13 protein-coding genes are annotated in these 16,559 nt (G+C 56.4%); 6 read left to right on the top strand and 7 right to left on the bottom strand.

Translation table 11 applies throughout. The features are described from left to right. Positions 1-33: 33 nt before the first annotated feature. The 3 genes from xylB (at position 34) to HEP82_RS00640 (ending at position 3,175) form a co-directional block, all read left to right on the top strand. The gene (gene xylB, locus HEP82_RS00650; protein WP_192456323.1) at positions 34-1,494 is read left to right on the top strand and encodes a xylulokinase; all 1,461 of its coding nucleotides are present in this window, start codon (positions 34-36) and stop codon (positions 1,492-1,494) included. A gap of 132 nt (positions 1,495-1,626) precedes the next feature. Then, entirely contained in the window at positions 1,627-2,175 is a 549-nt protein-coding gene (locus HEP82_RS00645; protein WP_192456322.1) for an isochorismatase family protein, read from the top strand. A gap of 79 nt (positions 2,176-2,254) precedes the next feature. Continuing rightward, a complete protein-coding gene (locus HEP82_RS00640) occupies positions 2,255-3,175 on the top strand; it encodes a GlxA family transcriptional regulator (RefSeq protein WP_192456321.1) in 921 nt (306 codons plus the stop codon). A 46-nt stretch (positions 3,176-3,221) separates the two neighbouring features. Here HEP82_RS00640 and exaC read toward each other — a convergent pair whose 3' ends face one another. Further along, entirely contained in the window at positions 3,222-4,760 is a 1,539-nt protein-coding gene (gene exaC, locus HEP82_RS00635) for an acetaldehyde dehydrogenase ExaC (RefSeq protein ID WP_192456320.1), read from the bottom strand. A gap of 360 nt (positions 4,761-5,120) precedes the next feature. Here exaC and fdhD point away from each other — a divergent pair, with 360 nt between their 5' ends. The 3 genes from fdhD to HEP82_RS00620 all read left to right on the top strand — a co-directional run bounded on the left by fdhD (position 5,121) and on the right by HEP82_RS00620 (position 9,267). After that, positions 5,121-5,954 carry a formate dehydrogenase accessory sulfurtransferase FdhD gene (gene fdhD / locus HEP82_RS00630; protein WP_192456319.1) on the top strand — a complete coding sequence of 278 codons (834 nt, stop codon included), beginning with the start codon at positions 5,121-5,123 and terminating at the stop codon, positions 5,952-5,954. 203 nt (positions 5,955-6,157) lie between these two features. Then, positions 6,158-6,784, top strand: a complete 627-nt coding sequence (gene sodA, locus HEP82_RS00625) for a superoxide dismutase [Mn] (protein ID WP_192456318.1) — start codon at positions 6,158-6,160, stop codon at positions 6,782-6,784. Between the two features lie 590 nt (positions 6,785-7,374). Continuing rightward, positions 7,375-9,267 (top strand): methyl-accepting chemotaxis protein, encoded by a 1,893-nt coding sequence (locus tag HEP82_RS00620; protein WP_192456317.1) that lies wholly within the window; start codon positions 7,375-7,377, stop codon positions 9,265-9,267. Positions 9,268-9,368: 101 nt separating this feature from the next. Here the strand turns inward: HEP82_RS00620 and HEP82_RS00615 are convergent, their stop codons facing one another. The 6 genes from HEP82_RS00615 to HEP82_RS00590 form a co-directional block, all read right to left on the bottom strand. Then, positions 9,369-10,079 carry a DUF3053 domain-containing protein gene (locus HEP82_RS00615; RefSeq protein ID WP_192456316.1) on the bottom strand — a complete coding sequence of 237 codons (711 nt, stop codon included), beginning with the start codon at positions 10,077-10,079 and terminating at the stop codon, positions 9,369-9,371. Between the two features lie 471 nt (positions 10,080-10,550). After that, on the bottom strand, positions 10,551-11,369 hold the full coding sequence (locus tag HEP82_RS00610; RefSeq protein WP_192456315.1) for a carbohydrate ABC transporter permease: 819 nt from the start codon (positions 11,367-11,369) through the stop codon (positions 10,551-10,553). Beyond that, positions 11,366-12,313: a carbohydrate ABC transporter permease gene (locus HEP82_RS00605; RefSeq protein ID WP_012763710.1), complete on the bottom strand. Its 948-nt coding sequence runs from the start codon at positions 12,311-12,313 to the stop codon at positions 11,366-11,368. Before HEP82_RS00605 ends, HEP82_RS00610 begins: the two co-directional genes overlap by 4 nt. Next, complete coding sequence (locus HEP82_RS00600) at positions 12,310-13,554, bottom strand: ABC transporter substrate-binding protein (protein WP_192456314.1); 1,245 nt, start codon at positions 13,552-13,554, stop codon at positions 12,310-12,312. The genes HEP82_RS00605 and HEP82_RS00600 overlap by 4 nt, the downstream gene beginning before the upstream one ends. Positions 13,555-13,608: 54 nt before the next feature. Then, positions 13,609-15,363 carry a GH116 family glycosyl hydrolase gene (locus HEP82_RS00595; protein WP_192456313.1) on the bottom strand — a complete coding sequence of 585 codons (1,755 nt, stop codon included), beginning with the start codon at positions 15,361-15,363 and terminating at the stop codon, positions 13,609-13,611. After that, positions 15,360-16,481: an ROK family protein gene (locus HEP82_RS00590; protein WP_192456312.1), complete on the bottom strand. Its 1,122-nt coding sequence runs from the start codon at positions 16,479-16,481 to the stop codon at positions 15,360-15,362. Before HEP82_RS00590 ends, HEP82_RS00595 begins: the two co-directional genes overlap by 4 nt. Positions 16,482-16,559: the final 78 nt, after the last annotated feature.

The raw sequence follows: 16,559 nt of genomic DNA, 5'->3' as shown, positions 1-16,559 counted from the left end.
CCAACACCGCACAAACACAAACAGTGAGGCGTTATGTACATAGGTATCGATCTGGGAACGTCAGGCGTAAAAGCCGTTCTTCTGCGGGAAGACGGCGAAGTCATCGCCAGTCAGAACGCCGCGTTGACCCTATCCCGGCCCCATCCTTTATGGTCAGAACAGGATCCGGAACACTGGTGGCAGGCGACCGATGGCGTATTGACACAGTTGGCGAAGCAACATGATCTTAGCGCGGTACGTGCGATCGGGCTCTCCGGCCAGATGCATGGCGCCACGCTGCTGGATCGGCGACAACAGGTACTGCGCCCGGCAATTCTGTGGAATGACGGACGCAGTTCCCTGCAATGTCTTGAACTGGAGCAATTGACGCCGGATTGCCAACATATCACTGGCAATCTGATGATGCCGGGGTTTACCGCTCCCAAGTTAAAATGGGTGCAACAGCATGAGCCGGAGATATTCCGGCAGGTGGACAAAGTGCTGCTGCCCAAGGATTACCTGCGTTTCCGCATGACCGACGGTTTCGCCAGCGATATGTCGGATGCAGCCGGCACGCTATGGCTGGATGTCGCCAAGAGGGACTGGAGCGATGTACTGCTCAACGCCGGTGCGCTGACTCGTGAACAGATGCCCGAGCTGTTTGAAGGCAACAGTATCACCGGGTTATTGCGGGCTGATATCGCCGCCCGCTGGGGAATGAAGACCATCCCGGTTGTTGCCGGCGGCGGAGATAACGCGGCTGGCGCGATCGGCGTCGGTGTGTATCAGGCCGGTCAGGCGATGTTGTCGCTGGGTACGTCCGGCGTCTATTTTGCCGTCAGCGATGGGTTTCGCAGCAATCCTCAGCATGCGGTGCACAGTTTCTGTCACGCCCTGCCCGCTACCTGGCACCTGATGTCGGTCATACTGAGTGCGGCATCCTGCCTGGACTGGGCGGCAAAGCTGACCCACGCCGACAGCGTGGCTGCCTTGTTGACCGAAGCGGAACAAGCCGGCGAGGACGAAACGGCAACCCCAGTCTGGTTTTTGCCCTATCTGTCCGGTGAGCGCACGCCGTACAACAATCCGCATGCAAAAGGGGCGTTCTGGGGGCTGACACATTCGCATAGCCGTGCCGCGCTAGGCCGGGCGGTGCTTGAAGGGGTGGGTTTCGCGTTGGCGGACGGCATGGATGTATTACACATGACCGGGCTTGAACCTGAGCGCGTTACACTGATTGGCGGCGGCGCGCGCAGCGCCTACTGGCGACAAATGCTGGCGGATATCAGCGGTAAAACGCTGGTGTACCGAACGGGAGGCGATGTGGGCCCGGCACTTGGCGCCGCTCGTCTAGCACAGATCGCGATGAATCCGGATCAGCCGTTGGCAACGCTGCTGCCCGAACTGCCGATAGAGCAAATCCATATGCCGGATCCGGCGCGCCACGCACATTATGGTGAACAACGCGGCGTCTTCCGCCAGCTCTATCATCATCTGCTGCCGATGATGTCATAACTCCGCTATGGGCTGGACGAGCTGTTACCCGCAACTCGTCCAGATATAGCCCTATCATGTCCTGATTTGGCCTTCAGTCATCCGTTCGTCTGCGGCATCATGACTGCTCACCATCACCACCGGAGAGCCGATATGGCCCAGTCAGCATTGTTAGTCATTGATGTACAAAACTCTTTTTTACACCGTCCATTCTGGACGGAGAGCGATGTTCCGGTATTTCAGACGGCTCTGCTGCGATTGATTGATGGCTGCCAACGTCAAGGCGTCGCCGTTGCGGACATTTTCCATGTATCGCAGGGCCCTTTTTCGCTGGAATCCGGCCATGTCGTCCGTCAGTCTTTTTTGACGCATCGGCCAGACATCCAGGTGCACAAACACGTACATAATGCGTTAACCGAGTCAGGCCTGTTGACCTGGTTACAACAGCAGGAGATCCGTCACCTGATTATTTCCGGTATTCGTACCGAACAGTGCTGTGAAACCACCGCCCGAGTTGCCTCCGATCTGGGCTATCGGGTAACGTTTGTTACAGAAGCCACGCTGACATTCCCAATGACGCATGACGGCCTGACGCTAAGTAGCGGTGAATTGAAACACCGCACCGAAACCGTATTGATCGATCGCTTCGCCGCCATCCGCAGTGTGGACGCCTGTCTAGCCGAACTGGAACAAACATCGTAATCCGCCGACCGCGTGATGGCGAAGCGACTCTTTGCCGCCACTGTGGCGGCAATCATCAGATGCAGCAGGAGCCCCAACCATGAGCCGACAAGTCTATTTCCTGATGCTTCCCGGCGTGCTGATGCTGGATGTCGCAGGCCCGGCGGAAGCGTTACGGCTGGCCGGCCACTTTTCGCTGCATTACGTCAGCCCGGAAACTGAATTGCAATGCTCCACCGGCATGACGCTGAGCCACCTTGCCCCACTGCCGGATGAGCTCCCCGAAGGCGCGATTCTGATCATTCCCGGCGTCTTTGATTCACAGCACTATTTTTCGACACCGCAAGCTGATATCGCACGCCGCTGGCTCTGTCGGCTGCAACCAGCCTCGCGTGCGCAGCAGCTAACGCTGGCCTGTATCTGTTCCGGCACCCTGCTGGCGGCGCAAGCCGGCCTGTTGGATGGCTACCAATGCACCACCCACCACGATGTACTGGAACGGCTGATCCGGCAGGCACCGCTGGCATTGGTAAAAGAGAACCGGATTTTCATTGAAGATCGCGGCATTTACACCAGTGCGGGCATCACCGCCGGCATCGACCTGACCCTGCATCTGATCGCCCGTTTTCTTGATGCACAACAATCGCTGCAGGTCGCCCGAGAAATGGTGGTGTACTTCCGACGAGCAGGCAGCGACGAGCAGCTCTCACCCTGGCTGCAACACCGTAACCATATCCACTCGGTGGTACACCGGGCGCAGGATTTGATGTCGGCGGAGCCGGAGGCCGACTGGCCCCTCGACGCGCTGGCCGATCGTATTCACGTCAGTAGCCGCCATTTGACTCGCCTATTTCGCGAACAAACCGGTATCAGCGTCCGGGAGTATCACGAGCAGTTACGCATCGCCGTCGCGCAACAGCGCCTGAGGCAAGGCGTTGGCGTGGAAAAAGCCGCGTTGATGGCTGGGTTCTCTTCCGGCCGTCAGCTACGGCGGGCCCAGCAGCGGCAGCACTGCCGATAAACAGACAGGGCTGCACACGCAGCCCTGTTAATCAACACGCTTCCCGTCAGAACAGGCCGAGTGGTTTATCCGAGTAACTCACCAACAGGCATTTAGTCTGCTGATAATGCTCCAGCATCATTTTGTGATTTTCCCGGCCAATACCCGATTGTTTGTACCCGCCGAATGCCGCATGTGCCGGATACGCATGGTAGCAGTTAGTCCACACACGACCAGCCTGTACGCCACGGCCTACACGATAGGCAATGTTGGCATTACGGCTCCAGACCCCAGCGCCCAGGCCATACTGGGTGTCATTAGCGATCTCCAGAGCCTCATCAATGGTCTTGAACGTGGTCACGGCCAGCACCGGGCCGAAAATTTCCTCCTGGAATACGCGCATACTGTTGTGGCCAAAAAGAATGGTCGGCTCCAGATAGTATCCCTGCGCCAGATCGCCCGGCAGCGCCTTACGACGCCCGCCACTCAGCACCTGTGCCCCCTCTTTCTTGCCGATATCGATGTAATTCAGAATGGTGTCCAATTGGCCGGACGAAACCTGCGCCCCCATCATGGTCTGGCTGTCCAATGGGTTGCCCACGCGAATGGATTCGACGCGCTTGATGGCTCGCTCCATAAAACGCTCGTAAATGGACTCCTGAATCAGCGCCCGGCTCGGACAGGTACACACTTCGCCCTGATTGAAAGCAAACAGCGTGAAGCCTTCCAATACTTTATCGAAAAAGCTGTCTTCCCGATCCATCACATCGGCAAAGAAGATATTCGGCGATTTGCCGCCCAGTTCCAGTGTCACCGGGATCACATTCTGGGCGGCATAGCCCATGATCTGCTGGCCGACTTCGGTAGAGCCGGTAAACGCAACCTTGGCGATACGCGGAGAAGTCGCCAGATATTCGCCGATCTGCCCCCCGGCGCCGTTCACTACATTGAGAACGCCCGGCGGCAGCAGATCCTGAATCAACTCCATCAGCAACAATACTGAAAGCGGCGTCAGTTTGGCGGGCTTAAGCACAATGCAGTTACCCGCCGCCAGCGCGGGCGCCAACTTCCAGCACGCCATCAACAGCGGGAAGTTCCACGGAATAATCTGCCCTACCACACCCAACGGCTCGTGAAAGTGGTAGGCCACGGTATCGTGATCGATTTCACTGATACTCCCTTCCTGCGCACGAATACAGGCGGCGAAATAACGGAAATGATCGATGCCCAACGGGACGTCGGCATTAAGAGTTTCACGGATGGGCTTGCCGTTGTCCCAAGTTTCAGCGCTGGCCAGCAATTCGAGGTTTTCCTCCATACGATCAGCGATGCGATTAAGAATCAACGCCCTCGCACTGGCAGACATCGCTCCCCATTCGGCTTTGGCTTTATGCGCCGCGTCCAGCGCGTGATCTATATCAAGGGTGTTCGAACTGGCGACTTCACACAGCGGCAACCCGGTCACTGGCGTCAGGTTGAGGTAATACTCGCCGCTGGAAGGCGGCACCCACGCGCCGCCGATAAAGTTGTCATAACGTTTCTTCAGATTAAGCGCATATCCATACTCACCGGGAGCAACCCGGCTGCCTGAAGCGTCAATGGTCATGTCGTTCTCCTTCGTGATGCACCGCCTGCAACACCGCCTAGGGTGTAGGGGCTCAGCTATACCATGTGATCAGGGTGCCTGCGATCGCCCTGACCACAGTGAAAAACACTGGAAGACACAAAAGCGAAAACAAATCAGTAACAGTGATTAAAGAATATACAGCGCGTTATCCATTACAACAGCCTGTTCCACTGTGAAATCTTCACTCTCCGACACAGCGCACAGTTTGTAGCCAGAGTGTTACACCTCGTTACTCTGATTGCGTGCAGGTACGCAACTCCGGGAGAAAAGTTCGCATCCACCAGGCTGCGGTGAAATAATGCGGCAACCTACTTATGCGATGACAGGCAGACAATCAGGGTGAACAGCAACGTCGATAATTTCCCGCCCACCGTTTCGCAGGATGCGCCAACCGGCGCGTGCCAACGTCAGGTACGACATCAGGGCAGCCTCGAATACGCGCAGCCGGATTGGCTGGCGGAAGAAGTGCCGGTGGCGCTGGTTTATAACGGGATATCCCATGTCGTGATGATGGCGACGCCCAAGGATCTGGAGTCATTCGCGCTGGGGTTCTCACTGTCGGAAGGCATCATCGAGTCACCGCGAGAAATCTACGGTATGGACATCGTCCCCGTATGCAACGGTATCGAAGTACAGATAGAACTCTCCTCCCGCCGCTTCGCCGGCCTGAAACAACGCCGTCGGGCAATGGATGGGCGAACCGGCTGCGGCGTCTGCGGCGTGGAACAACTGGCGGAAATCGGTAAACCGATCTCGCCGCTGCCTTTTACCCAGACCTTTTCGCTTTCCTATTTGGAAAATGCGTTGCACGCACTCAAAAATGTGCAGCAGGCAGGGCAACTCACCGGCGCGACCCACGCCGCCGCCTGGCTCGCGACGGATGGGCAATTGCAAGGGGGCTGCGAAGACGTGGGCCGCCATGTGGCGCTGGATAAACTGCTGGGCCTGCGCGCCGGCCAGCCCTGGCAGCAAGGCGCAGTGCTGGTTTCCAGCCGCGCCAGCTATGAGATGGTGCAAAAATCCGCTATGTGCGGCGTTGAGATTCTCTTCGCCGTCTCGGCGGCGACATCGCTGGCGGTGGATGTCGCTCAACGCTGTAATCTGACGCTGGTCGGTTTCTGCCGTCCCGGTCGCGCCACGGTATATACGCATCCGCAACGGCTGCGGGCTTAGACCGATTTGTTGTTAGGTTGACGGCTGTTGGCATAAGCATTTGCATCCAAGGGCTAAAAGAGCATAAGGCGCTGACCACAACCTCGAATAATCATTTTCAATATCATTTAATTAACTATAATGAACCTAATGCTTACGCGGCGCTAACAAGCTTGCGCCGAACAACGGTCATTCCGCATTACAACATAATGGAGATGCTAAACATGAGTTATTCACTGCCATCCCTGCCATACGCTTACGACGCTCTTGAGCCGCATTTCGACAAGCAGACGATGGAAATTCACCACACCAAACATCACCAGGCTTATGTCAACAATGCCAACGCCGCGCTGGAATCCCTGCCGGAATTTGCCAGCCTGTCCGCTGAAGAGCTGATCACTAAACTGGATCAACTGCCAGCCGATAAAAAAGGCCCCCTGCGCAACAATGCCGGCGGTCATGCCAACCACAGTCTGTTCTGGAAAGGCCTGAAACTGGGCACCACGCTGGAAGGCGAGCTGAAAGCGGCCATTGAACGCGATTTCGGCAGTGTTGACGCCTTCAAGGAAAAATTCGAGCAGGCCGCTGCTACCCGTTTCGGTTCTGGTTGGGCCTGGCTGGTACTGAAAGCTGACGGCAAACTGGCCGTGGTGTCCACCGCCAATCAGGACAGCCCGCTGATGGGCGAAGCCATTTCCGGCGCGTCCGGCTACCCGTTGGTCGCACTGGATGTCTGGGAACACGCCTACTACCTGAAATACCAGAACCGTCGCCCGGATTACATCAAAGCCTTCTGGAACGTCGTTAACTGGGACGAAGCTGCCAAACGCTTTGCTGAAGCCACAAAATAATCACTTCACGCTGATTATCACGTTAGCGTAATACCTCAGACCCGGAATAACTGCCGTTATACCGGGTCTTTTTTATTTTATTCACCGCATAACCGAGACAAAAAACCTGTAAGCTTGCCATCGTTGAGCGAATTAATTTCTGACGCTATTCCGGCTTATGGATGACAGCATTCAGCATCAATCCTACGCGGATACATAAAATTAGTGCGGATAAGACTCACCAAATAACATCACGGGCTATTGAGTATCATTAATATCTTTTGGGTTGGCGGAGATCCGGCTATACCCTGAATAATTCAAGCGGCAGGACAACCGACTGGCGTATTGAACGACGTCAGACATTGGTTTTTCAGGATAAGGGTCGTTGAGCACCTTGTAATACGGCAAGTGGGAACATCCCGATAATCTGACGCGCTAAGTGATTCGGGTGAGCGACAAATCTGCCGAAAGCAGATTTGAACGCAGCAACGGCAGCCCCCAAAAAGCCAACGCCAGAAATGCTCGAGTTACCAAGCCAACTTACCTGCTACTTGAAGTATGACGAGTCTATCAGCCCTCTCTCAATGAACGCGGCATATGTGGAAGAAAAAATGGCTATAAGTTTTGAAAATATCAAAGTCAGCAAAAAGTTAGGATTCGGCTTCGCGCTGGTACTCTTGCTGACCGTCATCATCGCAGGCGTCAGCGTGCGCTATATTGAAATACTGAAAGGACGTTTTGAAAAAGTTATTTTCAGTAATCAAATCAGTGATGAGGTTAATCAGGCACGTTATTATCGTGTGCTTTATAGCGCCAATTACAGTCCTGATAGCATGAAGGAAAACACCACACATATTGATAACGTTATTAAATTAATCTCTTCCATTCAGACAAAATCCTGGCGGTCGGATTATGACGGAAAATTGGCGAATATCAGTAAACTGATCGGCCAATATAAAGAAAAACAGAAAAACTACCTTGATGCCGTTGCTAAAAAAGACGATGTCAGAAAGAGCTGGAACCTGTCGGGTGCCGATAAGCCCGTCAAAGAACTGGAACAACAGATCAAAGCATCGGGCGATCTCTCCCAACAACTGCAACTGACAACACTAAATCAAAAACTGGTTACTGTTCGCTATCTGGTGCGCGGCTTACTGCTGTCATTGAATAGTGACGCTGAAAAACCATTGCTGGCGGCACTGGATGACGCACGCAGCAGCACCGATCAGTTTGTGAAAATCCTGTCGCCGGAGCAGCAGGCGATTCTCGCACCGGTGGTATCCACGTTATCAACGTACAAAACACGGGTGCAGGCTTATCTTCCCGCTTATCAGGAAGAAATGAATCAAGGCAACCAGCTTGGCGCCGTTGCGGAACAGCTAATGTCAGAGGTGGATAAGCTCGTCACCGAAGAAACGACATCCACCCAGCAGGATATCGCCGACGCTGAATGGCAGATAGCCATCACGTCGATAATCACGCTACTGCTAGGCGTCCTGGTAGCCTGGTATATCTCCCGCCAGATAACTCACCCGCTGAACCAAACGGTCAATATCGCCGAACGTATCGCAACAGGCGATCTGACCGTTACGGTGGAAACCCAACGCCGCGATGAGCTGGGTATGCTGCTCGGCGCTATGGCAAAAATGAAAGCCAATCTGCACAGCATGATCGACGATATTCGTATGGGAGTGACCCAAATCACTACCGCCGCCAGCGAAATCGTCACTGGCAACAATGACCTCGCCGCACGAACGGAAGCGCAGGCCGCAGCGGTAGAAGAAACCGCCGCCAGCATGGAGCAACTGACCGCGACCGTGAAACAAAACGCCGACAACGCGCATCACGCCAATAAACTGGTGCTGGATGCCACGCAGACGGCGCAGTCAGGCGGGAAACTGGTGGAAAACGTGGTGCAGACCATGTCCGAAATCGAAGGCAGTTCCAAACGCATTGCAGAAATTACATCGGTGATAAACGGCATCGCGTTCCAGACCAACATTCTGGCGCTCAACGCCGCCGTAGAAGCGGCTCGCGCCGGTGAACAAGGCCGCGGATTCGCCGTAGTCGCTAACGAAGTCCGCAATCTGGCGCAACGCAGTTCGCAGGCGGCCAAGGAAATTGAAGGGCTGATCTCTACGTCGGTGGAACAGGTTTCCCACGGTGCGCAACTGGTGCACAAGGCAGGAAAAACCATGAATGACATCGTTTCGGCGGTCACGCATGTCCACGACATCATGGGGGAAATCACCATGGCCTCCGACGAACAGAGCCGTGGCATCGCCCAGGTCAATCAGGCGATAGTGGGCATGGACAGCTCCACGCAACAGAACGCCGCACTGGTACAGGAATCCTCGGCAGCGGCCAATTCACTCGAAGATCAGGCCGTGTTGCTGTCGAATGCAGTTTCCGTATTCCGCCTCTCTTCAGCACGGGAATTGGGGCCGGCAACCCATGGTCTTCCGTTTGCCGGCAGCTCGCGGCAGTTGTCCCTCCCGCGCTGACGTTTCCAGCGGTGCGCTGCATCGCGCCAACCGTTAAAAATGCCATAAAAAACGGCGTGAGGTACTCCCCTCACGCCGTTATCACTGCCGCAAACCTGTCGTTATCGGGCAAATGTCAGCAACGATTGCGATTTCAATTGCGTGAATAGCTTCTGCTGCTGTCCCGTCAACTCGGCCAGCATATTGTTGTACTGGTCAACCTGCTGTTGGGTACGAAACTGCACGTTGGCGCCGTTAAAAATGGCCTGATTGCCCTGCGCCTGCAGATAATCACCGATTTGCACCAATATCTGGGCAAACGCAACGCTGGCCGGCCCGACGGTTATCATCGCATTGGCGGGCTGAACCACGATGCGGCCATAAATCTTGTCAAACACCGGTTGCAGATCTTCCGTCTGTTTCAATGCACGGCGGGCATTCTCCGCCTGCGCTTTGGCGTTCTGCACCTGCTGATTCACCAGGTTAAGCGCGCTGACCGTCTGGCGCACGCTATCGCGCTGGTTGATGTAATCCTGCGGAACATGGATACGCGACACTTCGTCCAGCATCGGCGTCAGACTATCAGCCAGCACCTGATTCAACTGCTGATTGAATGACGTCAACACCGCGTAATCCTGGGTATAGCGGCCAAAGCTCTGTTTCTGCGGTTCGGAAAGCTCCGGCAGTTGCCGCCCTTCCTGCGGCAACCCTTGCAGAAACGCAATAAACGCCTGACGCTGCTCCTTGTCCTTGTCGCCACAGGCAGACAGTTGCAATGCCATAAAAAACATCATTACTGGCAACAGCCAGCGTGAACGGATATCCGCCAACATCTCTGATACTCCTGTTGTATTTCACCGCCGCTCACGACGGCAGATTTCACCAGTACATCATGTCCAATCACCGGGTCATGCAGAAACGCATCACACGGGATGGAAAACGCCTATCAGGCAGTGGTCCGCTATTCTACGCTCTATTTCCCCGAGGCCATGTAAAAAATAGCCGGCATATTCATCATGCGCCGTCGTAAAAAAACGGTATGTCATGTCGCTGGGGCTGGCGGCCGATGCAACAGGGCGGACGCCTCATCAATACAGGGAAGTCTGGAGGGGATGCGAACCACTTAAGATGATCGGCATCAGGCAAAACGGCCGGCATTGCGGAACCGATAAAAAGGAAGATCCCTGTCGTCGCGCCGGTGACGAGAGCCAACCGGACACAGCGCCGCCAGCCCGGCGGCGAAGGGTGAAAGACAACGCGGACGGCAAGCCCGCCCGTGGTTAGCGGCGGGCAGGAAGCCGGCGCTACTCCTTGGTGGCACCGGCCATCAACCCGTTCATGAAGTAGCGTTGCAGCGCCAGAAAGATCGCCAGCATCGGCAAGACCGCCATGGCGGACATCGCCAGCAGACGCGGCCAGTTGATATCAAACTGGCCAACATTGCTGGCCAGCGCCAGTTGCACCGTCCACTGGCTCTGATCGCTGATCACCAGGAACGGCCACAGGAAATCGTTCCACCGCCAGACGAAGGTGAACGCCGCCAGCGTGGCGATGGCCGGCAGCGACAGCGGCACCACGATGCGCCACAGAATCCGCCACTCGCTGGTACCTTCCAGACGCGCCGCCTCCAGCAGGCTGTCGGGAATGTTCTTGATGTACTGACGCATCAAGAATACCCCGGTGGGCGTGGCCGCCGGCGCGATAATCACCCCCCACAGCGTATTGAGCAGGTGTAAATCGCGCAGCAGCAGGAAAATCGGGATCAGGATAATCTGCAGCGGAATCATCAACGCGCACATGATGATCATGAACACCAGCGTATCGCCACGAAACCGGAACTTCGCCAGCGCGTAGCCCGCCATGACGCTGATCGTGACCGACAGCAGCGACGAGAGGATGGAAACGAAAAAGGAGTTGCCGAACGTATGCACAAAATTGGTGTTGGCGAACACATCGACAAAATTCTCCAGCGTCGCGTTTTCCGGCCACAGGGACGGCGGCCAGGCAAAAATCTCATCGACCGATTTCAGCGCGTTGGAAAAGATCCAGATCGGCGGCAACAGGAAAAACAGCAGCATAAAACCGATGACTATCCAGCGCGTCAGCAGAGATGAACCCTTCATTTAAAACTCCTCGACAGACGAAGTTGGATGACCGACAGCGCGAACAAAATCACGAACAGCACCACCGATTGCGCCGCCGCAACCCCTGCGGTGGCCGGTTGCATAAACGCATTCTCATAAATGGTCTGGATCAAATAGACGGTGGCGCGCCCCGGCCCGCCGCCCGTCAGTGACAGCACCAGTTCATACACTTTAAAGGCTTCAATCGACGACAACACCACCACCACCACCACACTCGGCTGCAACAGCGGCAGAGTAATACGCCAGAAGGTGCGCCAACGGCTGGTGCCGTCGATACGCGAGGCTTCATACAAATCTTCCGGAATGGCCGTCAACCCGGCCAACAGAATCATCATATTGAAGCCCGCACTGGCCCACACCCAGACAATCACCACGGCAATCTGCGCCATGGTTTCCTGTTGTAGCCAGGGTACCGGGCTGATATCGATCAGGCTCAGTACGTAGTTGATCAATCCGGAGTTATAACCAAACAGCCATTTCCACATGATGCCGATGGTCAGCAAGCTTATCATCGACGGGAAAAAGACGATGGTGCGCGCCAACCCGAACCCCCGCATCTGCGGCGCCAGCAACAGCGCCATAACCAGAGCGATCGTCAGATTGAGCGGTACCGCAAACACCACAAACACCACCGTCCGCAGCAGGACGTGCTGAAATTCGGGATCGGTAAAGACCTGAATAAAGTTGTCGATGCCGACGAATTTGGGGTGCGTGCTGGCGACCTGCGGCAACACCACCACGCCGCGCTGAAATACCGACATCCAGAACCCTTGCAGCAGCGGATAGAAGGTGAACAGCAACAACAACCCAAACGACGGCAATATCAACAAATAAGGCCAGAACTTCCTGATACGACTGTTAAACGATCCCGAACTCTGCGACATACCCGCCAGACTGGCCTGCTCCGGATTCATCACTTTCATTGCGATGCCCCTAATCCATCCTGTGCCGCCTTCATGATTTTCTCGATGGCCTGCTCTGGCGTGATCTGATGAGTTACCGCCTGCATCACAGCATCCTTCATCGGCGCCCAGACGAACTGCATCGCTTCATTGGCCTGATCCGCCGCCGCATAAGCCGGGCTTTCCACCAGTTCATGCTGCATCAGCGCCATCGCCTGGCTGATTTTCGGATCCTCGTATTTCACCGGCTCATCAGACAAAGTGGCCGGAATCATGCCGATCGGTACCGAAAGACGTTTCAGGACATCCGGCGAAGTCAGCCATTTGACCACACGGGTAGACTCATCCAGATGTTGACTGGTGTTGAACGCGACCACATATTCACCGCCGTAAACGCTGGATTTGACGGTGCCTCGCGGCGTATAACCGGCACGCCAGTCAAACTTGGCGCGTTGCGCCAGCGAACTGAGCTGCCAGCTGCCGGTCATCCAGGCCACCGCCTGCCCGCCGATAAACAGCTCTTTCGGGTTATCCGCGCTGGAGCCAGACCACTGACCGCGCGGCATATACTCATCGGCGATCTTGACGAAGCCGGCCAGCGTATCGGCGGCTTTCTGCTTATCCATCACCACCTTGTAAGGCGGTTCGGTGGAAAAGACATGGTTGCCATAGTGGTATTCATGGATGATCCAGCGGCTGGCCGACACATCCCACACCAAGGGATAACGCACATGCGCTTTCTGCGCGACGTCCTTGATCTTCGGCAGGAACTCTTCCCACGTCCAACCCTGCTGCACATCCGGCAGGGCCACGCCCGCTTTCTTGAAGGCATCGGCATTCAGCAATAGCCCGGTGGAGGTGACATACAGTGGAGCGGCTATCGCTTTATCGCCCAGCCTGGCACCGTCTGCCCAGCCTTTGATGTAGTGATTCAGGTAGTCCTTGCCGAAGTATTGATTGAAGTCCACCAGGTAAGGGCGAATCACCGCTTCCATCGACGAGGTTTTGGAAATATCCGGCATCCCGGAACCCGACGCCGCATATTGGCGGAATTTCTGGATCACGTTGTCATACGGAACCAGTTGCAGGTTGAAGGTCGTCTGCGGGTGCTGTTGTGTGTATTCATTCAATAACTGCTTGAGCACGGCGGATTCATTCTTATCCGTTTCGTACCACATGATCGTCAACTCGGCGGCCTGCAATGATGAACACGCAAGCGTCATGGCACCAGCCAGTACTGCGATAACAGCCTTTTTCTTCATGATGTGTTTCCTGATCAATGTTATTGCATCGAACACAGTCAAACTACGCTGTGATTACTGACCGCCGTCAAAGTGATGACGGTACTTCATCACCACCGCGGCGGGCATACTGCTCCACCCTTGTAATAACGATCCCCGACCAAACGGCGGAGAGAAATACTCCACGGCACCGGCCCATCCTTGTTCCAGGCACGTCACCCACCAGCGGGTCAGCGGGTACTCGCTTCCCGGTATGCCGTACTGCAATAGCGTGTCGGCGTACAACCCATCCAGATAAGGCCAGTCGGAACCGTTGTGGTAACGCAAGGTAAAGGCCGACTTGGCGCGCGTATCTTGCCGGCGTTTGAACGGCGGCCAAGCACACATCACGCCCCAGTCGCCATAGCGTTGTTCGCGGTTATGGCGAGTCTCCAGTTGCGCCTGGATCCGACGCAGCACAGCGTCGGCGCGCGCGTTATCCACCGCGCCGTAACGCAGCAGCGTCAGGCTGTCGAGCGTGAGGTGATCTTCAATGAATTCATCCGGGTGGCCATAATCGGCGTAGTGCCCATTCGGTTGCAAAAGCACGGCGTCGAGATGCCGGGCCGCCTGCGCCGCCAGGTGTTCGCAACGCTCGGCCAGCGCCGGATCGCGCTCTGCCGCCCACTGCGCCACCGCCTTGACGGCGCCAATCCACAGGCCGAGATCGTAAGCGACATAGCCGAAGCGATAGACGTTATCCGCCCAGTCACGATCGTTATGCGACGGTTTTTGCGGCAGGCCGTTATCGTCAAGAATGAAGCCTTCGTAGCGCGCAATGATGGTGGCGATCTGCGGCCAGTATTGCTCGCAGGGCGAGCTGTCACCCGTGACGCGCACGTAATCGGCAATCGTCAGAATAAAGAACAACGGACTGTCGAAATGGTCGCTCCACCAGTCCTGCGGGCGGCTGTGGTTTTCCGTCACGGCGGGATTATGCTGACGCGCATCTTCCCAGGCGTCCGACAAACCGGGGCCATTGAGGATCACGCCGCTCGGCGCTTCGCCCGTCGGCTGCAATCCCGCCGCCATCAGGTGAATCTCCTCCAGCACGATCTGCGGCTGCAACGGCAGCAACGCCTGCAGCGTCCAGTAGCCGTCACGGTAGTAGGTGCGCGCCGGTGCGCTGTAGTCCATCCCCGCCGCCAGCCCGGCGAATTTCCCGGCGTGGTCATAACGAATACTGGACAACGCAGCGTGCAGACTTTGCTGCACCATACTGCGCAACAAAGGCTGCGCCTGCGGCAGCGAGTCGCAGTCATCGATGTAACGCTGCGCCTCTTGCTTAATCTGTTCGGTGCTCAACGCCAGACCGCGCCGGGCTTCGGCGTCGTCATTGCCCGCAGCGATCAACACATCCTCGCCGCGCTGTTCGACGATCACCACGCCCCAGGGCAATACCCATCGTTGCTGTTCGCCTAACCGTTCCCGCGCGGCGCGGCCGCCTTGCCGATCCCACCAGGCGCGTTTTTTCGCCGGATAAAAACGCCGGAATCGCGTCTGCGTCAGCAGCGCCACCGGCTGCGATTGCGCCACATAAAACCCCCGTTCCGCCGTCAACAGGCGGTTAGGTGCAAACAAGCAAGACCCGTTCAACGGCGCGACATGGACGCGGCCCAGCGTACCGCTGCCCCACAGCGCCAGTTCCACAATGCCCTGCGCTGCACAGAACGATCCCTGCAAACGCCGAGCCATAAACGGCAGCCGCGTCACAGCGTCGCCGACAAGCTGGCCATCCGGTTGCGGTTGTAACTTCCACTCAGATGACGATATTGACGTGTTACTGTTCATGCCGGTTCTCCCACATTATGCAAAGACAACGCCGTCAGGCAGGCTTCTCTGGCCAGATGGACGGCGCCGACGACGCCCGCATCGTCCAACAGAGCGCTGCCGGTAAGCCGTACCGGCACCGGGATCAGCGCCTCAACCTGCTGGCGAACTCGTTCATGGAACGCCGGCCGCGCGCCGATGCCGCCGCCCAGAATCAGCCATTCGGGGTTCAACAGACTCACCGCGGAAGCGACGCCCAGCGCCGCAATCCGTGCGGTATTCTCCAGTACCGCGATCGCCTGCGGCTCGCCCAGTTCGGCCTGGCGAAAAATATCGATGACCTCGATATTTCCCCCCTGGTAACGCTGGCGAATCGCGCTGCTGCTGACACGGTCTTCAAACACGCCGCCCACGGAAATTCTGGCGTCTTCATAAGGCGTTGCGCTCAGCGGCAAGAGCGCGATTTCCCCCGCCATGCCGCTATGCCCGCTGATGATGCCGCCTTGCGCGATGATGCCCATCCCGACGCCGGTGCCGAAAGCGACAAACACCAGCGAATCGCTGCCCTTACCGTGCCCATAGTGGTATTCCCCCAGCGCCGCCAGATTGACGTCATTCTCGAATACCGTCGGGCACGACTGCCCATCCGCCAGCGATAGCATGGTAGGCAACCGGGCGGGTAAGCGTAGGTTAGGGGAGAGCTGTACGTTTCGTTGTCTATCAATTGAGCCGGGAATACCGATGGCAATCTGCTTCAGCCGCTGCGGCGAAACGCCGGCCTGGCTGAGCAGATCCTCCGCCAGCGACGACATTTGTTGCATAGCGGCTTGTTCATCGCCTTTGCGGGTAGGGTGCGCCGTTTGCGCCAGCACTTCGCCGGTCAGCGTCGCCAGCCGGCCTTTGACTTTGGTGCCGCCCAAATCAAAACCTATGACGACGGGCGATTGCGGATGCAATTCGATACCCTGTGGTTTACGTTGGATAATGCCCTGTTTTTCCATAAGTTTCATCAGTTGCTGTGCGCTCGCCAACGGAATATCGAGGACGGAAGCCCAGCCGGATATCGGTTCCAACGACAGACGCTCCAGTTGAGAAAGCGCGTTTGCAAGAGTTTTACCAAGTGGCTGAGAGTTCGCCATATCACGTCCTTTTTCCCAACGTAGATTGCAGCCATAAATAACTGCTATAATTAGTTCATCAACCTTACGAATTAATAT

Origin of the sequence: Musicola keenii, assembly GCF_014855505.1 — a bacterium.
GTDB lineage: Bacteria > Pseudomonadota > Gammaproteobacteria > Enterobacterales > Enterobacteriaceae > Musicola > Musicola paradisiaca.
This window is presented reverse-complemented; position numbering and strand designations above follow the sequence as displayed.